Consider the following 18,664-nt stretch of genomic DNA (forward strand, 5'->3'; position numbering starts at 1 on the left):
CATGCAAGCCAAGGATATCATGACAACATCGGTCATCTCGGTTCCGCTGGATGGCACGATCGCGGATGCGGTGCGCCTGATGCTTGATCATCACGTCAGCGCCTTGCCGGTGGTTGATGCGGCGGGCAATCTCAAGGGGCTGATCAGCGAAGGTGATCTTATGCGGCGCGTGCGTGAAACCGACGACAAGCGCCGGTCCTGGTGGCTCGAGGTGCTGGGCGGGATGCGCGAAACCGCGCAGGATTTCGTTCAGATCAACAGCCACCATGTCAACGACGTGATGACGCGCGACGTCGTTTCCATCGCGGAAAACACGCCAGTCGGCGAGATCGCGCGCCTTCTGGAAAAGAACCGGATCAAGCGTGTTCCAGTGCTGCGCGCGGGTCAGGTGGTGGGCATTGTCAGTCGGGCAAACCTGCTTCATGCGCTCTCGGCGCTGCCGGATGATGCCCTGCAAACACCGACAGAAGATGATCGCGTGCTGCGCACCGATATTGCCCAAGCCCTGAAAGAGGTTCCCGGCGCGGCGGTGAACCTGATCAACTACACCGTGGAAAAGGGGCATGTCGCCGTCTGGGGCGTTGCCGACAGCGACTTTGAGGAAAACGCGATCCGCGTTGCGGTCGAAAATGTCCCCGGCGTCCAGTCCGTCGAGATCAAGATGGGCCGGTTGCCCGCCTGGGCTTACGGAATCTGACCCCGGTTGCGCGGATTGCGACCGGACGGGCAGGGCGGTAAACCACGGTCATGAACGTCTTTCACCCAGCGTCCGAAGATAGACCATCGCTGGCAGAGGCGCGAACGGCGATCTGTGTGCCAAGGCTGGGCGACGCCCGCGGCGCGTTCCAACTGTTCGTCGAGGGGGACGTTCTTTTTGATGCGATGATTGCGGCGATCGAACAGGCGACCGAGGCGATCTCGATGGAATCCTACATCTTTGCCGCCGACGAGGTTGGCGCGCGCTTTGTTGCCGCGCTCGCGGCCAAGGCCCGCGCTGGTCTGGACGTTCGGGTGCATCTCGATGCCTTTGGGGCCGGTCAGCGAAAATTCGGCAAATTCAGGCGGGAACTGGAACAGGGCGGGGTGCAGTTTCGCTGGTTCCGGCCCTTGGACATGCGCCATCCGCTGCGATATTTCCAACGCAACCACCGCAAGCTGTTGGTTGTGGATGGGCGGACCGCGTTTCTGGGTGGGTTCAACATCCGCCGGCTGAACTCGCGGCGATTGCACGGCCCGGCCCGTCAGCGCGACACGCATCTGCGTGTGCTGGGTCCGTTGGCCGCGCTTGCGACGCGCCACTTTGACAGGCTTTGGCACGACGCACGCCCGCTTCCCGCCAGTGCCATCCCCGAAGAGGCCGAGGGGATCGAAGGGTTGCTGGTGCCAAGCTATTCGCGGCACTGCCAAAAGCGGCTGGCCTGCCTGCACGCGGGGCTGATCGACATGGCCCAAAGCGAGGTTTATCTGACCTCCCCCTATTTCGGTCCGGGCAGCGTGGTTGACCGTGCACTTCAGGTTGCCGCGCGCCGTGGCGTGGACGTCCGTCTGCTTGTTCCGCGCAAGAGCGATCCCTTGGTCGCGGGATGGGCGACGCGGGCGGCCTATGGGCAGCTATTGTCAGCGGGCGTGCGGATTTACGAATATCTGCCCCGCCCCCTGCATGCCAAGACATCGGTGGTTGATGCGGCCTGGTCGATTGTCGGATCGGCGAACCTTGATTACCGCAGCCTTTTCGTGAACCAGGAGCTGGTTCTGGTCGCGCGCGACCACGTTCTGGCCGGGAAATTGCAGGCGCAATATGTGACCGACCTTGCGGCTGCCAGGGAAATCACCCTTGCGGACTGGCACCGCCGGGGCTGGCGCGCGCGGCTGTTCGAGGCCGTCGGATGGGCCGCGCGGCGGCTGCTGTAACCTGCGATACCCGGCACTTGCCAGCCGCGATACCCGCCATTTTTCCAGACCCTGTAACGTTTTGCGCCGGCGCACGTCTATAGAGTGAAACCACAAAAGGGAGGTCCAGATGGACGACCGTTCAACGTTGCAGACACAAGACACAACCACGCACGCCGGATCGGGATGCTGTGGCGGCAAAGCCGAGGCGCAACCGCAAGCCACCGCCACACCGCCCGTTGCCCAGGACGACGACCGCGAACCCGTAAAGTCGGGCTGTTGCTGTAGCCAGAATTAGGGCGACGCGACTGCAGGATGGGTGTCCTGCGCCGATCGGGCGTTCATCCTGAATTGCAAATGCCCAGAGCGCGGTCGCGCTCTGGGTTGATCGGCGGCAAGAAAGGAAAAAGCCATGTTGCCTCTCCTCTATTTCACAGCCATTGCGGCGATCCTTTTTTTGGCCCTGCGCATGACCTGCGGCGCCTGCGTGATGGGCGCAGATACCGGATCAACCCATCCACGCATCCCCGTTGTGCCGCTGGGCTGGGCGCTCAGCCTGTTCCTGTTGGCGACCTACCTTGTCTGCGTCGCCTTCGATCTGATCTTTCCGGGCTACGCGATGTATCAGACATGGTCCGGTCTGCTGCCCGGTTTCGTTTGGTTGACACCGGCGGGCTTTCTCATTGGGCTGGTCGAAAGCTTCCTTTATGGCTGGTATGCCGCGCTGATCTTTGGCGGGCTTTACAACGCCTTCGCGGCCCGGGGCGTGCGGGCGTGATCGCCCTTCCTGCGTAAAGGCAGACGGTTGCGCCAGATCGCGTGTGGCCTATACTCGGCCCACGCAATCGGCGCTGGAATTCTTCCCAAGCTTGAAAAAAGGCGCAGGGCCAAAGCGGTGCGCGTGATAATTGAACAAACACCTTGAAGGAGAATCCAATGAGACTATCCGTACAAATTCTTGCAACCACAGCCGCACTGTTCGGCGCGGTTCCCGCAATTGCTGATAGCGACGGCACGAATACGGGAATAGCTATTGCGACCGGTCTTGTGATACCGCAGTTCGATGCCGTCGAAGGGCGCGCGCTTTTTGCATCCAAAGGCTGCGTCGTGTGCCACGCGATCAACGGGGTCGGTGGCGTGGATGCCCCGCCGCTGGATGCAGAATACATGGACCTGCCGATGAACCCGTTTGAATTTGCGGCGCGGATGTGGGCCGGTGCGGAATCGATGGTGGAATTGCAGCGTGACGAGCTGGGCGACGTGATCTACCTGACCGGTGAGGAACTGGCGTCCATCATCGCATTCGTGCACGATCCCGAGGAGCAGGCAATATTCTCCGAGGCCGATATTCCCGAAGAAATCGAAGCAATGATGGTTCACGCCGAGGAAGAAGAGGACGACGATCACGACTAGGGCCTGTCGTTAGCTGGTGGCCTCGCGTCAGGGGCCATTGGCCAACAAAAACGGAATTCCGAAACAGGCAGGACAGATCGCGGTGCAACAAGACCAAATGAAAAGTGACTACCGCGAAGGCTCGATCAGCCTTGGCGGTGCGGTGGCGATGGGCACGGGTGTGATGATTGGCGCCGGAATTTTTGCGCTGACCGGCCAGATCGCGCAGCTTGCCGGGCCGCTCTTTCCCATGGCCTTCGTGCTGGGGGCGATCGTGACGAGCTTCAGCGCCTACAGCTACATCAAGATGTCCAATGCCTGGCCCTCGGCGGGGGCATCGCGATGATCTTGCAGAAATGCTATGGATCGGGGGCGGTTGCGGCAGGCGCGGCGGTGTTGATGGCGCTGAGCATGGTGATCGCACAAAGCCTTGTGGCGCGGACCTTCGCCACCTACGTCCTGCGCCCGTTCGATATCACCTCGGGGCTGCTGATCCCCGTTCTGGCGGTCTTGGTGATCGTGTTTGCGTTCCTCGTCAATATCGCCGGGAACCGCTCTGTCGGGCTGTTTTCGCTGATCATGGCGGCGATCAAGATTGGCGGCATCGCGCTTTTTGGTGTCGCAGCACTCTGGACAAGCGGGTTTCAGTTCGCCGCCGCGTCAGAGACAGCCGAGTCCTTTGGCGTCGTGGGCTTCATCGCCTCTGTTGCGCTGGCGATCCTTGCCTTCAAAGGGTTCACCACAATCACCAACAGCGGCGGTGAAATCACCGATCCCCACCGTAACGTGGGCCGCACGATCATGATCTCGATCGCGATCTGCGTCGTGGTCTATCTGCTGGTGGCCTTTGGTGTGGGCGCGAGCCTGACAATTGATGAAATCATCGCCGCCCGCGACTATTCGCTGGCGCAGGCCGCCGAACCCGCCCTTGGGCAGGTCGGATTTTACCTGACCGTCTTGCTGGCGGCCGTGGCCACCGCGTCGGGCGTTCTGGCCAGCGTGTTCGCGGTGTCGCGGATGCTGACCATGCTGACCGACATGAAGATGATCCCGCACAGCCACCTTGGCATGTCCGGGGCGATCCAGCGCCACATGCTGGTCTATACGGTCGTGATCGCCTCGGCGCTGGCGGTGTTCTTCGATCTGGGCCGGATCGCTTCGCTGGGCGCGTTTTTCTATCTCATCATGGATATGGCCGTGCATTGGGGTGTCTTCCGCTACCGGCGCAAGGAGGTCGGGGCCGCGCCCGCGATCTTGCTGACGGCGCTTGCACTGGACGCCGTGGTTCTGGTGGCCTTTACCGCGATGAAACTGGAACGCGATCCCGCCATTGTGCTTTATGCGGCCATCGGAATCGCTGCGGTTTTTATCATCGAGCGTATATATCTGTCGCGCTGGTTGGCACCCGAAGCCGCACATGACCACTGATGCAACGGCGCGCCGCTTGCCGCTGCATCAGGGTCGGCGGGCAGGGATCGCAATGCTTGTCGCCATTGCCCTTGGCATGGCCGCTGCAAACTCGCCTCTGTCGGGCCTCTACGGCTTCATCCACCACTTTCCGCTGCGATTGGGCATTGCGCCCATCGTGATCGACGCGCCGCTGATCGACTGGATCAATCAGGGTCTTCTGGTCGTTTTTTTCTTTCACATCGGTCTTCATACCAAACAAGAGATGACAACAGGTGTGCTGGCCGCGCGGGGGCGGGCGATATTGCCAGCGGTGGCGGCGTTCGGCGGCATGGTTGTGCCGGCCGTGATCTTTCTGGCCTTCAACGCAGGCGAACCCGACGCGATGCGCGGCTGGGCGATTCCGATTGCGACGGATGTGGTTCTGGTGCTGGGCCTGATGTCGTTTCTGGGCGCGGCGGTGTCACCGGGTCTGCTGGCCTTCGTCACGGCCGTGGCAATCTTTGACGATCTGGGCGCGGTGCTGGTCATCGCCTTGTTTTATGGCGAGGCAGAGTTGGGCTGGTCGCTTGCCCTTGTCGCCATCGCGCTTGTCGGGCTAGGGATATTGAACCGGCGTGGCAGCAAGACAGGTGCTTTTTACCTGCTCTTGGGCACCCTGCTATGGATCGGTCTTGTCGTGTCTGGCCTTGAAGGGGCCGTGGCGGGGGCCATTACCGGGCTGGCGCTGCCACTCTCGGCATTCAAGCAGCGCACCGTCGAACGGGTTGAATATCGCATCGCACCCTTGGCGCTCTTCGTCGTCGTTCCGATTTTCGCGTTCTTCAATGCGGGGGTGCCGCTGGCATTCGCCTCCGAAAGTTGGTTGACCGACACGGTCGTGCTTGGGGTCGTTCTGGGCCTCGTGATCGGCAAGCCCCTGGGTGTCGCCCTGGGAACGGGGCTTGCGCTATGGGCCGGGCTGGGCACCCTGCCGTCCAAGACCTCCTTGCTGGATACCCTGTGTGCTGCGTTTTTTGCTGGCATCGGTTTCACGATGAGCCTGTTTATCGTCACCGCCGCGCTTGATGATCCCCTGCGCGCCGACCCGGCAAAGGTTGCCGTCATTTTGGGGTCAAGCGTTTCCGCTGTCCTTGCCAGCTTCGCGCTCTTGGCGTTGCGGCGCAGACGTTTGCCCTGACATGTCCTGCGATGTTCCATCCGGAAGCATGCAGGGCTGCCAGACCCAAAGGCGGTTCATCATCGCGTAAAGAAACGAGGCCGACCAGGCGATCAGCAATAGGCCGATCAGCGCCTCGACCCCCGTCAGAAACCGCAGATGCCCGATGGGAAAGATGTCGCCGATGCCCAGAGACGTATAGGTGATTGCCGAAAAGTAGTAGTAGTCGAGCATCGTCTTGATCGGCTCTCCGGCAAATGTTCCCAGGTTCAACCCGCGCTCTGCCAGGGCAAAGGCAATGGCGAACACGCCAACTTGCAGCATATGCACAACAAACAGCAGGGTCAAAACCGCCAGAACACGCATCGAGGGCCACATCGGGACGCGCGCCATCCCGCCACTGCACCACTTGAGCGCGGTCAGATGCATCACGGCGGTCACCAGAAATGCAAGCAGGGACAGGACAATTGAAAGAATCAAATTTGGGTTCCTCGTGTTTGATTGGGGGCGACTATAGACGTCGTTGGCGCTGTCAAACACAGCTGTCATCCTCCCATCTTGGGCGTGATGTCTGGTGGCACTCGTTCTGCAAGGCCGTGGACTCCTAGTCCAACCACTGGTATGATGCGTTATGGCACCAATGAGACGATTCCAGAATGTCGCGCCCGAAAGGCGCAGCGCGATCCTTGATGCGGGCGCGGCCGAGATTGCCGAACACGGGTTGGGCGGGGCGTCGATCAATCGCGTGATCGCAGCTGCGGGCCTCAGCAAATCGTCCTTCTATCACTATTTCGAGGGCAAGGATGACCTTTACGGCGCAGTCACGCAGCGCGCCCTTGATCAGCTTTTGGCGGCGATGGTGCCACCTTCGCTGCCCACGAATACAGATGAATACTGGTTGATGTGGGAAGGGATTTACAGCGGATTTCTGCGCCGCCAGTTGGCCGATCCGGTGCTGGCGGCATTGAACTGGAGCGCGATACAGTCCCGCGCCGATGGCACGCCACATCCGGCGCTGGATATTTTGGCGGGGCAGATGCGCCAATGGCTGTCGGCGATGATCGCGCAGGGGCAGGCGCTGGGCGCGGTGCGGACTGACCTGCCGCAAGACCTGTTGCTGGATGCGACCTTTGGGATGCTTGAAGGTGGTGACCGCTGGTTCGCGAGCCACTGGGACGACATGGCCGAAGACAAGGTAGACCCCGCCGCGGCGCGCATTGTGCGCCTGTTGCGTGATCTGACCCAACCGAGAGGAGATACCAAATGACAGATGTGACAATCATCCCCGACCGAAGCTTTGCCCGCCCGCTGAAACTGGCGATCCTGTTTTCCGTGCTGGGCGAGGCGGTGATCCTGCTGGTATGGGGCTTTTACCTGTTCCCCGAAGGCAGTTGGTTCAACAAGTTCATGTGGACCATTGTCTATTGCGGCCTCGGCATGGGCGGGGCCTTTGGGTCGGTTGTGGCACTTGGCCTGTTGGACCGGGTCGATGGCTGGCCTACGGTGGTGCTCAGCGCGCTGCTGTCAACGGTGATGCTTGGCCTGTTCTGCAACACGCTTTGCCTGCGGCTCGACATGACATTCGGCTATTTCGGCGCGCAGGGCGCGGGGCTGTTGTTCATGGCCAACGGCATCGCCATGTCCGCCATCGGCGGCGCGGTTCTGGGCTGGATGACCTTTACCGACACGGGACAGGCGTTTGGCCCCGCGTGGTTGAAATGATCAGGGCCGGGCAAGTGGTCCGGCCGGAATGCCCGGCCGGGCCAAAGCAAGGCTCAGGAACAGATTACCTGAGGATTGAAGGCCGCAAAAACCCCGGCCGGGTTTTCGCGTTGAACCCAGATGTGCAGGTCGTAGTGGGGGGCAAACCCGTGCGCCTCGTCGGCGTCCGTTCCCGCCGCATCGGCCATGCTATCCCAAGGCTGATCACCATACATCGGCGGATCATCATTGCCAGCCTCTGCCCAGGCAGCCTGGAAAATCAGGTTTTCAACCCCGACCAGTTCCAGCGAACCATCGGCCTGCGGTTCATACAGAAGGACCGACGGCGCGGCAAAGTCTGTGTTCATGCCGTTGCCGTTGACCGGCCCGTCGCCCGGGGGTGCCAGCCCCAGAAGGCCGGGGTGGACGTAGTGAATGCCCATTGCGCCCATTTCGGGCGGCAGGCCCTCGGCTGCGGCGCTGGTGCAATCGCCCGGTGGAGCCGGAAAGAACCCCTCGGCCAGCGCCACATTGACGTCCTGGTATTTTGCGGTTGCGGCTCGGATGGCCTCCAGCGGGTCGGCATCGGCAAGCGCTGCGCCGCCCAAGCCCCCGGCGGCGAGTATCAGAAGTGCGAGTCTCATTGGTCTCTCCCTGATATGGACAGCCCTGAAATGGGACATGCCCATTTTAAACATACTACAGACCCATGCACCGATCAAGAAATGCGGGCCATCGCGATCCGAAATCCACTTCAAAATGGAAGATGGTCAATATCGCCACAGAAAAGTACGACAGGTGGAGGCTTTCAATGACATCCGGCCAGCGTCTCTATCGTTTTGCCTTTCGCCCACTTGTGCGTGGTGCCGCCATGACGGCCATCAGGGGGCGCAACCGGCAGCGCGGCGACCTGAGCAAGGGGCGGTTCACACGGGGCGAAGTCCGCACGCTCCTGAATGACGCCTGGACCCGGTTCGAGGCGCACGCGGCCCAGATACCCCATGAAAAAGACGCCGGCGCGCGGCTGTGGTTGCTGAACGGCGCGCTGATCATCGGGGCCATTCAGGCGGCAATTGATCGCGGGGTGGCGCGCGATTATGCTATTGAACTGGTCGGCGATGCCGCCTGGATCATCTACCGTCGCGTGATGGTGCTGCCCGATGCGCTGGTCCGTCTGACCACGCGCAATCCCGCCAAACGGTTACAGCGCGACACGCATCTGATCATGGATCTGTTCCCCTTCGGCCCGAAGTCCTATTGCAAACGCTGGATCGACAGCGACCGCGGTGGTGTATTTCTGGTAACGCGCTGCCCCTATCAGGAATTGCACCACAAACTGCTGCCCCCCGAAGACGCGCGCGATTTCTGTCAGGGCACGGCCTGCAACCTTGATTACCCACTGGCCGAAATGTGGGGCGGGCATCTGGAACGCCAGCACACGCTGGTCGGCGGCGGGGCATATTGTGATTTCCGATACGTCAGCGGCGCGCGGCCCAAGGCCAAGCAGGACTGACCTCTCACGTGCTTTTGATCGCCGTTGTCCCATCAAACCTTCCCGTTCTGGTGGGGTTGGGTTAGGCAAAACGCGCTGCACTGGGGTGGCCAGCGCGCGTTTCAAGGCGGCGGGGTCGCGTGACTATGGATTTCAACGGCGCCTGTAACGGCCGCAACGAACAGCAGGAGATGACCATGCGCCAATCTTCACGTTTCGTGTCACACCCGATTGCGGCGCTGCTTGCTGCCCTGTCTTTTCTCGGGCTTACCCCCGGCGCGGCATACGCCCATGAATTTGTCGTTGAAGTGCGGGCGGTCGGCGACGCGCGCGCACAGATCCTGACAGAGGCCCTGCGCGGCTTTTTGTTGGCAACAACCGAAAGGGACGGCCACGCCAACGAGGCCTCAAACGGTCACCTTGGCGGTTTGGATGTCTATATCGCGCCGCGCCCCACGCAAGTTGCCGCCCGCTTTCCCGACCTCAGGCCGGTGCCACCTGGCGGGGCCGATTTCATTGCGGTGATCGGCGCGGCACAGGACGTGGCGGCCGAGGCCGAAACGATCGGCGATGACACTGTGGTCCTGCGCCCCGGGCGGCTGCATGACGCCAATCGATGGGCGGGGGATGAGGCGCTGGATGCGCAGGGTTTTGCGGCGCGTTACATGGCGGCATACGGGCAACCGGCCAGCGAATGGGCCGCGCGCGGTTATAATGCGGCGCGGCGCATCGACGATGCTGTGCGACCCTTGGGCGGCGTCGATGACCACGCCGCACTGGCCAGGGCCTTTGCCGATAGCGCAGCGGGCATCCGATGGTGACCCGTCAGGTTGTCAACGATCTGTTGGCCGGTTTTTGGTCAGCGCCGACCGGGCTGCGCGGCTGGCCGATGGTGCTGCTTGGAATCGCGGTCTCTGTCGTGCTGACCTGGGTCTTTGTCCGATCTGGGTTGGACTGGGCCTATTTCGTGTTGATCCAGAAACTGCCCTTGTTCGGCGCTTTGATTGCGGCCGACGGCTTTGGCTACATCTTTCCTGTGCTTTATGTTGCGGGTCTTTTCCTTGCCGCGCGGCGGGCGCCGCAAAAGGGCTATGGTGCGGCCGGATTTGCTGTGCTGATTTCTGTCGCGCTGGCCTTGGCGGTGTCAATGACGCTCAAGGCCATTACGGGGCGGGTATCGCCGCCACATCACGCTTACGGTGCGGCCCTTGCCAATGCCGACAACAGCGATGCGTTCAACTTCGGCTGGATGAACCTGTCAATTCTGGGGGGCTGGCCGTCATCCCATGCTACGGTTGCCTTTGCGATCACGGTCTCGCTGATGGTGGTCCTGCCGCGCGCGCGCAGGTTTCACCTGATCACCCTCTGCCTTGCCGCCTTTACAGGGCTTGGCGTGACCTTTGGATTTCACTGGCTCTCGGAATTTGTCTCGGGCGCTCTGATCGGGGCGAGTATCGGTTTGTGGGTCGGCAGCCTGATCGCCGCGCGGATGGCGATGGCGAACGCTCCGGCGCCAATGGCGCAGACCGGCCCGTGAATGCACGGGCTGACATCCCATCGCAGGGAAACGAACACAGACAGGTGCCTTGGGCACATCATCGCAAGTGAAGGAAGGCAAATGTATCTATCGAAACGCGCGATTGCCGTTGCTTTTGGGCTGGCCATGCTTGCCGCGCCCGCCAGCGCCAGCAGTCACGGCAATGATTTTGTTCATAGCCGGTCGTTCAACGGTCAGGTCTACGTGATGTTCCAGGATCACATGTCGCTTTATACCTACGACATGGATCAGCCGGGGGTGTCCAACTGCACCGGCGACTGCACATCGGTCTGGAAGCCGGCCCTGTTGGATGCGGGCACTGCGCTGGGCGAAAACTACACGCTTGTCACGCGCGACGACGGCACGCAGCAGGCGGCATTTCGGGGCCAGCCCCTTTACCTGTTCACGGGTGACGCGAAACCCGGCGATACCAATGGTGACGGCCTTGATGGCCTGTGGCGGTTGGCCCGACCCTAAGGCCCCGACCGCGGGCGTTGAAATCACGCAGCATTTAACCTTGGCCGCGCAGGATCACGGCACCGCGGAATTGCGGACTCTTGGCAACACTCGACAATATATTGTGGGAATTCACGTTCTTGTGTGCCGGGGCGCCTCGGCACATGCCGCATCATTCTGTCAGATATTCATATCACTGATTCAAGCGGGGTTACTGGGCGATGGTAAGAGTTACAGATAGAAGAAATTTTATGTTGATGGCGGGGGCTGCGGCACTGGTTCCGGCAAGCGGGGCGATTGCGCACCCCTTCGTGATGCCGGAAAGGTTCCTGCCACAGTTGGTCAACACGCGGCGCACGGATTGGTTGCCTGGTGAAATCCACGTGACGCCAGATGATTTCTTTCTTTATCTGATGATGAATGACGGAATGGCGATCCGCTATGGCGTCGGCGTGGGCCGCGACAAGCTGTATACGCCGGGCACTTTTACGGTAAATCGCAAGGCTGAATGGCCGTCGTGGCGCCCAACCAACGCGATGATCCGTCGCGAGCCGGAAAAATACGAACGCTTTGCCGACGGTGTTCCCGGTGGACCAGACAATCCGCTCGGGGCGCGGGCGCTCTATCTTTATGATGATGACGGCCACGATACCTATCTGCGCATTCACGGCACCAACGTTCCCAGCACGATTGGAACGGCGGTGTCCAACGGTTGCGCCAGACTGACCAACGAATATGTCATGGACCTTTATCCACGGGTCGACATCGGCGCACGTGTCTATCTGTATCCGAAGACCGGGATCGCCTGACGGTCACGGGGAACTAGCCAGAACCAAGCGCGATAATCAGCGCCGTAACACCTGCAAGCAGGGCGGCAAATGATGCCGCAATGGCTAGGGTGGCAAGAAACCGCCACCCGCGCCAGCGGCGCTGCGCAGGACACCACGCGGTGCCGCGTTCCAGCGCGGGAAGATAAAGCGGCAGCGCGCTCAGGACCACGGCATAGAAATAGACGCCGGACAGGTTTGCAAACAGCGCCGATCGCACCAGGGTCGGCGCAACGACGCCAAGCGCGACCGACTTGCTGCCCCCGAACGACCCATACCATTGCGCGGACAAAACGTAAGTCAGCGCGTGCAGCACCAAAAACAGCGCCACCCGCAGTGGCAAGTCTGACAGGATCAGGCGGACCGGAACCTTGCCCACCCCATATCTGTCTGTCAGCACAGCATAAATAAAGAAACTGACGTAGTTGGTCACAAAGACCACGGGCAGGCCGTTTGTGACGACTTGTCGCAAAAAACGTGCCAACGCCGGGCCGCCGCTGACCAAATGGCTGGCAAGCCCGGGATTGATCAGCACATAAAGCACCAGCAGCGGTGCCCCGCAGGCAAGGCTGATGACCAAAGTATGCAGGGCAAAACGCCAAAAAGGCATCTGCGTTGAAAGGTATTTCTCCATCGCGTCCAGCCCCATCTTCGCGGCGTATTTCAGAAAAGCCGCCCAGTGGCTCCGTCCCACGGCTGAATCATCGGCGCACGCCGCCAATTGTCAATTCTTTCCTTGTCTGCGGGGCCTGTGCGTGTATCTTGTGCGCAATTAAAAACCTTGCCATTTCAAGGCAGGGGATCGGGCGGAAATATCGGCGTGGGCGTGCCCTTCTTGGCGCAGGCGTTCTTTTAGCGAGGCGAGGTTGGTCCGACATGGACGCAACGAACTCTGACACGATTGCGATGGTCCGTCGCAGGCTCTCCGCGTCCTTGGCGGGGCTTGGCGGGCTTGTGAAAATCGTCGCTCTGGTCGGTCTGATGTTTGCCCTTGTCGGGGCCACCAGCGGGCTCGAGCCGCCCTCCACAAAAATGGACGAAATCGCCCGGGCAGATCAACCTGCGGACATGCGGAACGATCATGTCGCCTGTGATGACAGCATCACATGTGCGCCCTATATCGTGTCATTGCTTGCCGGAAGCGCGTTTCTGACCTTGCCGAACGCACCTGTGGCCGTATCGCGCGACAGGCCGTTCCCGCGATTCATGTCGCCGCAGATCGACCTGCCGCCACCGCGCACCACCGCCTAGTTTTCACGAGCATCGCCACCGCGGGCGCGCGGGTGCAGTGAATCAAAGGCTTTTGCTGCCTTCATTCAACCTGATCACCATGCGTCCCGTCGGAGGGTTTTTATCACTGTGGGCTGGCTCCACAGTCGCAAGAACACGAAATACGGGCAGAAAAATGAACAAAAAAACAGGACTATTCGCGGCAGGACTAGCAGTCGCGGCCAGCGCCGCGCTGGCGCATACAGGGGCGACGGGCGTGGTGCTCGAACGGATGCAGGGCATGACCGCGCTGCGCGATGTCATGCGCGACCTGACGCCGATGATGCAGGGCGCGGTGCCTTATGATGCCGTGGCTGTCTCGGAGGCCGGATACGTGATTGCGTCCCACTCGGGCGAGGCCATGCAAAAGCTGTTTCCCACCGACAGCCTGATGGGCGTGACCTATGCCAAGCCGGATATCTGGTCGGATTGGCAGGAATTCGCGAACCTGTCGGAGGAATTGCGGACATACGCAGAGGCCTTGTCCAGCGCCGCCTCGACGGGTTTGCAGGCCCCGGAAACCATGCCGATGGTGATGGACGACACCGCGCCCGAGACGGCGCAAACCGCGCCGACACCGGAAAGCCTGCGCGCGCAACAGGTTGCGAACCTGATGGGGTTCACCCCCCCTGAAATCGAGGTTGGCGTCACCCGCAGGATGTCGACGGATACTCTGATGGCCCAGTCGATGCAGCAGATGGGCGGGGCCGAGGATATCTTTGCCCAGATCAGCGGCACATGTTCGGCCTGCCATGCAAAGTTCCGCACGGGAAGGAACTGAACGATGCGGGGTTTGATACGATTGGCGATCGCGACCGGTGTCGTTTTGGGCGGCACCGGCGCCCTGAGTTTGCATTATTGGCCAATCGGCGAGGATGCCCCGGCATACTTCCCCAAAGGCGACGCCGTGCGCGGTGCCTACCTTGCGCGGGCAAGCGGTTGCGTGTCGTGTCACACCAATTTCGAAGAAGACGGCCTGGCGCTGGCAGGTGGCGCGCCGCTGGATACGCCCTTTGGCACATTCACGCCCCCCAATATCACACCGCACCCCGATGCCGGGATCGGAAGCTGGACGATTCAGGATTTTGCGGTGGCGGTGCGGCAAGGTATTTCGCCCGATGGGAAACCCTATTATCCGGTGTTCACCTATTCATTCTACGCCAACTTCACCGATCAGGAAATCGCCGACCTTTGGGAGGCGTTTCGCGATGTGCCGGCCGTGGCCCAAGCCGCCGAGGAACACGATGTGGGCTTTCCATTCAGTTTTCGCGGTGGCCTGAAGCTGTGGCGCGCGCGCTATCTGGAAGCACCGGTCGACGACGCGCTCATGGGCATGTCCGACAGTTGGAACCGGGGGCGGCAACTGGTGGAAGGGCCGACCCATTGCGCCGCCTGTCACACCGGAAGAAACCTTGCCGGTGGTCTCAAGGCCAGCGAGGCCTTCGCAGGGAACGATGATCTGCCCGGTGATAACAGTGCCCCCTCGATCCTGGCCCCGGACCTGGCCGCGAACGGCTGGACGATTGCCAACCTGTCCTATGCGCTCAAGCTGGGTATTCTTCCCAGCGGTGACGCCTTTGGCGGTAGCATGGCCGAGGTCGTGACCAATGGCACTTCCTTTCTGACGGACGCGGATCGCACAGCCATCGCAACCTACTTGCTGGACTCGGACGGAACCGGCGCTTTGCCCGCACAAGTCGCCCAAGACGCGCCCGCGGCCGGCACGGTGGACCATTCAAACATGGACATGTCCCCGTCCAATTGAGGCTTTGGAACCAGGAAGCTGGTTTCGCACACAGGTTTAAATACCCGGCACAGGACCTACCTGTTCTGGTAAACACAACACGCCGCAGTAGTCGGCCATGACTGAGGAGAACTGATGTGAACACAACGACGTCCACCGCCGCGCCGCAACAACTGCGCGTATCTCGACGTGCCACGCTGTGGCGCCATGTGATTGTTGTCGCGCTGGCCGCCGCGCTGGTTGGCATTTTCGCCCAATATGTCCACGGGCAATGGAGCGCGATGCACAAATGGAACCGCGCCTTTGGCGATGCCTCGCTCGTGCTGGTCACGTTAAGTTTCGGCATCGGACCGTTGTCGCGGATCTATCGCCGCTCGGTCCGGCTTGTTCCATACCGCCGCGAGTTGGGCATCTACGCCTTCGTCTTGGCGCTTGTTCATGGCATCATCATCCTTGTGGGATGGGTCGAATTTGACCTGATGCGGCTGTTCGGTTTTGAATTCCATCCGCAGTTGCAAAGATATGTGATGTTCCAAAGCGGCTTTGGGCTTGGCAATGCCATTGGTATCCTGGCGCTGGTTCTCGCCCTCCTGCTTGCCGCCACCTCGAGCGATTTCGCACTGCGCAAGCTGGGCGCCTCGGGCTGGAAGTTCATTCAGATGGGCGCGCTGCCACTATGGTGGCTGACCGTCGCGCATGTGGCCTATTTCCTTTATGCGCATTTCCTAAGCTTCCATCGGCAAACGCCTGACCCAAACCCCCTGCAAATTCCTTTCGCCATTCTGGTGGTCGCCGTGCTCATCTTGCGCACCACCTCCTATGTGCGCACGGTCCGCAGCCAGAACCGCCGCGCGCAGCGGGGAAACACATCAGACTCGGCACCGGCCTGATCAATAGGGATAGCGCCGGATCGGCGCTGTCCATACGAGCCAAAATCAATCAACACAGGGCAGGGGACGGCAGGCACAAGGTGCTTGTCGTCTTTTGGCATAAGTCGCTGCAACCTGTAATCGATCGCCATGAAAAGCAAAGCCGCAAAACATCCGGCGCCAGCCGCGTTGCCGCTCAGCGCAATCTGGCCCGAAGAAAGTCACGGGGTCTGATCGGCGCGGTGACAGGACAGCGGCGCAATCGGACGTGGCGGGCCACCAGATCAGCCGACCAAAGAAAATGGGCGGGTTCCTGATTTTTCGGGAAATCCATGTCCAAGATGCAACAAGCAGTGATGCAGGAGAGTTGCGTGTTCTGCGCTCGAGAGGAGGCTGACCCGGATCGGTCGGGCCGTCGTCCAACGCCTTTTGGAATGGCCGTTGCGAGCCGTCAATGCCAACGGAAATCCGCAAAGATATCGTCCTTGACGTGGCTTGCAGCGTGGAGGAAGAAATGACTGACAAGCAACTACGACTGGACATCATCGACGAGCTCGATTTCGAGCCAAGCATTGATGCGGCCGACATCGGCGTAGCGGTCGATCAGGGTGTCGTGACGCTGACGGGACATGTCCGCAGCTACAGCGAAAAGATCACGACGCTGGACATCGTTGAAAACGTCGTGGGCGTCCGTGCGATCGCCGACCAGATCGAGGTCCGGCCAATTGGTGCCCACATCACAGCTGACGATGAGATTGCGAAACGTGTCGCCAATTCGCTGACGTGGAACACTTCGGTACCGGAGGACAAAATCCACGTTACCGTCGCCAAGGGCCGGGTCACGCTCGAGGGTGATGTGGAATGGCGCTATCAGGCTGATACGGCGGTGCGGTCCATCGGTCGGCTAACAGGTGTCACGGACATCAACAACCATCTCAAGGTCCGACCGTCGGTAAAGGCTTCAGACGTATCTGAGCGGATCAAGAAGACGCTCGTGCGTGACGCCGAACTCGATGCCTCGGGAATCCGCGTGGTGGTTCATGACGGGACCGTCACGCTTGAGGGGAAAGTCCGCTATCTGGGCGAACGCAGGAGCGCGGAGCGCGCGGCGTGGGCGGCCCCCGGGGTGACGAATGTCATCGATCATCTGGCGGTGCAGTGACGGCTCGATCTTGAATCGGATGGCGCTGCCATTTGCCGGGTCGTCCGGGCCTTGCAAGCAGATCACCACCCCGGTCAGGCATCGGGTTTTGTTATGCGCCTATCCGGTGTTTGAGGATTGAATGGACCTGTCACGGTTGAAAAGCCGCCAAGTGCTTTGCGGGTCCAAAGCAATGAGATTTAGGTTTTTGAAGAACACTGGGCCAATTTCGCGGCCAGGCGACCAAGTGACATTGTCGGCGCCAGCACAGGCGGATTGCAGAACGTCCGCATCTACCACATCGATCGTGCCAGCCAGTATTGTATTCATGATGATGATCCTGCCTCAACACGGATTCAAAGTGTCCACGAGCAGCAATGACAGCTGCTATGATATTGTTGCGGGTGAGATGTTCCTCAGGACCATCAAGGCAAAGCCGAAGGCGCAGATCGTCCGACACGCGCCGACAGGCTGAGAAGGCAGTATTTGACGACATCATTGGCGTCTGAAATCCGCGACGCCGATATGCCGCGTTGGGTGGGAAAAGCGCTGTCGCCTTCAAGCGAAAGCGGTCTGAACCAGCACTTGGACGACACAAGAACGTGATCAGGCCTGACCGAATTGCGCCCCGTCAATGAGCGCAAGCGCCTTGCTGATACCATGCAGGTCCAAGCTTCAAGCAACAACGCTGCAACGACGTGGGTCTCGTGGACGGGAGGTTGCCATGCCTGATATTCATCCTGGGTCGGCCATCGTGGAGCGGACTCATGGGCGCGAGAAAGACGCGCGCCTGTTTCGCCATGTGATGGCTTGCCTTGACCGGTCTCCTGATGCCGCGCGCATACTGGACGAGGCTGTATTGCTGGCGAACCAAACGGGGGCCGACCTGACGGCCATGCGGGTCGTGCCCGCCGGGTCGTCCACGGTTCAGTGTGCCGATCCCGTCGACTGGGAGTTGACCAAACGGGATGAAACTGCAGATATTTTGCGGATGTCCGACACGGTCGGGGCAACCACCGACATCCGTGCGATCGTGGCTTGCGGTTCGCCCGCGCGGTGCATTCACGACGAGGCGCTTCGATCCGATGTGGATCTTCTGGTCTTGGGCACGGGGACTTTCGGGCCTCCAAGCCGATGGAGCCTCGGAGGCACAGCCCGACATCTTGCGGAGGTCTTTCACGGATCGGTTCTGCTCGTTCCGGACGACATTGCAGGCGAGCCGCCCAGGACCCGCCGTATCATAGTTCCAATGGACGGTTCGTCGGCTTCGGAAGCCGCGCTTCGGTTCGCAGCGGCGATCGCGCGGGCCCGGGGGGCGGAACTCGTCATTCTGCACGCTTTCTCGCATGTCGGCGCGTTCGACCCTGGGCGGACGCAACAGGGAGATCAGGTGCTCTGGCACGAAATCAGGGAGGAGGCGGCACGCACCGCCGAAGATCGGCTTGAGCGTTTGCGTCGATTGCTCCCGGTCCACCGGCCCGGCAACCGTGTCCGTCGGCTCAGCGGCGATGAACCACGCAGGGCTCTGATGAAGGCGATTTGCGAGGAGCGGGGCGAACTCGTGGTCATTTCGGCGCGCGGGCTGGGAAACGATCCGGATCTGCCCATCGGGAGCACTGCGGAATATCTCCTTTCCCGTGCCGTCACACCAATCCTGCTGATCCGGAATGCGGAGACGAGCAGCCATCGCGCTGGCGGTGCAGCACCAAGACGGCCTGCCGCCTTGCGGCAATTGCCGTGACGGCGCCCTCCGCGCAGCTGCAAGAACCGGTCCCCGCTG

23 protein-coding genes and 1 pseudogene are annotated in these 18,664 nt (G+C 61.0%); 20 read left to right on the plus strand and 4 right to left on the minus strand.

Features of this window, described 5'->3' with window-relative positions:
• The first annotated feature begins 1 nt into the window (after position 1).
• From FTO60_RS06005 to nhaA, 7 genes and pseudogenes are all read left to right on the plus strand, one after another.
• Entirely contained in the window at positions 2-697 is a 696-nt protein-coding gene (locus FTO60_RS06005) for a CBS domain-containing protein (protein WP_148055113.1), read from the plus strand.
• 50 nt (positions 698-747) lie between these two features.
• Entirely contained in the window at positions 748-1,911 is a 1,164-nt protein-coding gene (locus tag FTO60_RS06010) for a phosphatidylserine/phosphatidylglycerophosphate/cardiolipin synthase family protein (protein WP_148055114.1), read from the plus strand.
• A gap of 109 nt (positions 1,912-2,020) precedes the next feature.
• Positions 2,021-2,188 (plus strand): hypothetical protein, encoded by a 168-nt coding sequence (locus FTO60_RS17620; RefSeq protein WP_172623815.1) that lies wholly within the window; start codon positions 2,021-2,023, stop codon positions 2,186-2,188.
• 114 nt (positions 2,189-2,302) lie between these two features.
• The gene (locus FTO60_RS06015) at positions 2,303-2,668 is read left to right on the plus strand and encodes a DUF5676 family membrane protein (protein ID WP_148055115.1); all 366 of its coding nucleotides are present in this window, start codon (positions 2,303-2,305) and stop codon (positions 2,666-2,668) included.
• Between the two features lie 158 nt (positions 2,669-2,826).
• Positions 2,827-3,303, plus strand: coding sequence for a c-type cytochrome (locus FTO60_RS06020; protein ID WP_197738514.1), 477 nt, complete (start codon positions 2,827-2,829; stop codon positions 3,301-3,303).
• 97 nt (positions 3,304-3,400) lie between these two features.
• Positions 3,401-4,710, plus strand: a pseudogene (locus tag FTO60_RS06025) (APC family permease).
• Positions 4,700-5,869, plus strand: coding sequence for a Na+/H+ antiporter NhaA (gene nhaA, locus FTO60_RS06030; protein WP_172623816.1), 1,170 nt, complete (start codon positions 4,700-4,702; stop codon positions 5,867-5,869). Before FTO60_RS06025 ends, nhaA begins: the two are co-directional and overlap by 11 nt.
• On the opposite strand, the gene FTO60_RS06035 is transcribed toward nhaA, so the two are convergent.
• Positions 5,804-6,328 (minus strand): potassium channel family protein, encoded by a 525-nt coding sequence (locus tag FTO60_RS06035; RefSeq protein WP_254696904.1) that lies wholly within the window; start codon positions 6,326-6,328, stop codon positions 5,804-5,806. The two genes, nhaA and FTO60_RS06035, sit on opposite strands and share 66 nt — an antisense overlap.
• A 160-nt stretch (positions 6,329-6,488) precedes the next feature.
• On the opposite strand from FTO60_RS06035, the gene FTO60_RS06040 reads away from it, so the two are divergent.
• Both FTO60_RS06040 and FTO60_RS06045 read left to right on the plus strand, forming a co-directional pair.
• Positions 6,489-7,115 (plus strand): TetR/AcrR family transcriptional regulator, encoded by a 627-nt coding sequence (locus FTO60_RS06040; RefSeq protein WP_172623817.1) that lies wholly within the window; start codon positions 6,489-6,491, stop codon positions 7,113-7,115.
• Entirely contained in the window at positions 7,112-7,570 is a 459-nt protein-coding gene (locus FTO60_RS06045; RefSeq protein WP_148055118.1) for a hypothetical protein, read from the plus strand. Before FTO60_RS06040 ends, FTO60_RS06045 begins: the two co-directional genes overlap by 4 nt.
• 53 nt (positions 7,571-7,623) lie before the next feature.
• Here the strand turns inward: FTO60_RS06045 and FTO60_RS06050 are convergent, their stop codons facing one another.
• The gene (locus tag FTO60_RS06050; protein ID WP_254696905.1) at positions 7,624-8,193 is read right to left on the minus strand and encodes a hypothetical protein; all 570 of its coding nucleotides are present in this window, start codon (positions 8,191-8,193) and stop codon (positions 7,624-7,626) included.
• 167 nt (positions 8,194-8,360) lie between these two features.
• Here FTO60_RS06050 and FTO60_RS06055 point away from each other — a divergent pair, with 167 nt between their 5' ends.
• The 5 genes from FTO60_RS06055 to FTO60_RS06075 all read left to right on the plus strand — a co-directional run bounded on the left by FTO60_RS06055 (position 8,361) and on the right by FTO60_RS06075 (position 11,843).
• Entirely contained in the window at positions 8,361-9,062 is a 702-nt protein-coding gene (locus FTO60_RS06055) for an L-2-amino-thiazoline-4-carboxylic acid hydrolase (RefSeq protein ID WP_172623818.1), read from the plus strand.
• A gap of 176 nt (positions 9,063-9,238) precedes the next feature.
• Positions 9,239-9,862 (plus strand): hypothetical protein, encoded by a 624-nt coding sequence (locus FTO60_RS06060; protein WP_148055120.1) that lies wholly within the window; start codon positions 9,239-9,241, stop codon positions 9,860-9,862.
• Complete coding sequence (locus FTO60_RS06065; RefSeq protein ID WP_148055121.1) at positions 9,856-10,578, plus strand: phosphatase PAP2 family protein; 723 nt, start codon at positions 9,856-9,858, stop codon at positions 10,576-10,578. The genes FTO60_RS06060 and FTO60_RS06065 overlap by 7 nt, the downstream gene beginning before the upstream one ends.
• An 81-nt stretch (positions 10,579-10,659) precedes the next feature.
• Complete coding sequence (locus FTO60_RS17810; protein ID WP_197738515.1) at positions 10,660-11,055, plus strand: hypothetical protein; 396 nt, start codon at positions 10,660-10,662, stop codon at positions 11,053-11,055.
• A gap of 236 nt (positions 11,056-11,291) precedes the next feature.
• The gene (locus tag FTO60_RS06075; protein WP_254696906.1) at positions 11,292-11,843 is read left to right on the plus strand and encodes a L,D-transpeptidase; all 552 of its coding nucleotides are present in this window, start codon (positions 11,292-11,294) and stop codon (positions 11,841-11,843) included.
• 13 nt (positions 11,844-11,856) lie between these two features.
• Here FTO60_RS06075 and FTO60_RS06080 read toward each other — a convergent pair whose 3' ends face one another.
• Positions 11,857-12,555: a hypothetical protein gene (locus FTO60_RS06080; protein WP_148055123.1), complete on the minus strand. Its 699-nt coding sequence runs from the start codon at positions 12,553-12,555 to the stop codon at positions 11,857-11,859.
• A gap of 182 nt (positions 12,556-12,737) precedes the next feature.
• Here FTO60_RS06080 and FTO60_RS06085 point away from each other — a divergent pair, with 182 nt between their 5' ends.
• The 5 genes from FTO60_RS06085 (at position 12,738) to FTO60_RS06105 (ending at position 16,905) form a co-directional block, all read left to right on the plus strand.
• Positions 12,738-13,112 carry a hypothetical protein gene (locus FTO60_RS06085; protein WP_148055124.1) on the plus strand — a complete coding sequence of 125 codons (375 nt, stop codon included), beginning with the start codon at positions 12,738-12,740 and terminating at the stop codon, positions 13,110-13,112.
• 154 nt (positions 13,113-13,266) lie between these two features.
• Positions 13,267-13,911, plus strand: a complete 645-nt coding sequence (locus tag FTO60_RS06090; protein ID WP_172623820.1) for a cytochrome c — start codon at positions 13,267-13,269, stop codon at positions 13,909-13,911.
• 3 nt (positions 13,912-13,914) lie between these two features.
• Entirely contained in the window at positions 13,915-14,895 is a 981-nt protein-coding gene (locus tag FTO60_RS06095; RefSeq protein ID WP_254696907.1) for a cytochrome c, read from the plus strand.
• Between the two features lie 116 nt (positions 14,896-15,011).
• The gene (locus FTO60_RS06100) at positions 15,012-15,764 is read left to right on the plus strand and encodes a ferric reductase-like transmembrane domain-containing protein (RefSeq protein WP_254696908.1); all 753 of its coding nucleotides are present in this window, start codon (positions 15,012-15,014) and stop codon (positions 15,762-15,764) included.
• 433 nt (positions 15,765-16,197) lie between these two features.
• The gene (locus tag FTO60_RS06105) at positions 16,198-16,905 is read left to right on the plus strand and encodes a BON domain-containing protein (protein WP_254696909.1); all 708 of its coding nucleotides are present in this window, start codon (positions 16,198-16,200) and stop codon (positions 16,903-16,905) included.
• Between the two features lie 99 nt (positions 16,906-17,004).
• Here the strand turns inward: FTO60_RS06105 and FTO60_RS06110 are convergent, their stop codons facing one another.
• On the minus strand, positions 17,005-17,214 hold the full coding sequence (locus FTO60_RS06110) for a hypothetical protein (RefSeq protein WP_148055126.1): 210 nt from the start codon (positions 17,212-17,214) through the stop codon (positions 17,005-17,007).
• A gap of 394 nt (positions 17,215-17,608) precedes the next feature.
• On the opposite strand from FTO60_RS06110, the gene FTO60_RS06115 reads away from it, so the two are divergent.
• On the plus strand, positions 17,609-18,625 hold the full coding sequence (locus FTO60_RS06115) for a universal stress protein (RefSeq protein ID WP_172623821.1): 1,017 nt from the start codon (positions 17,609-17,611) through the stop codon (positions 18,623-18,625).
• Positions 18,626-18,664 lie beyond the last annotated feature (39 nt).

Source organism: Octadecabacter sp. SW4, assembly GCF_008065155.1.
Lineage (GTDB): Bacteria > Pseudomonadota > Alphaproteobacteria > Rhodobacterales > Rhodobacteraceae > SW4.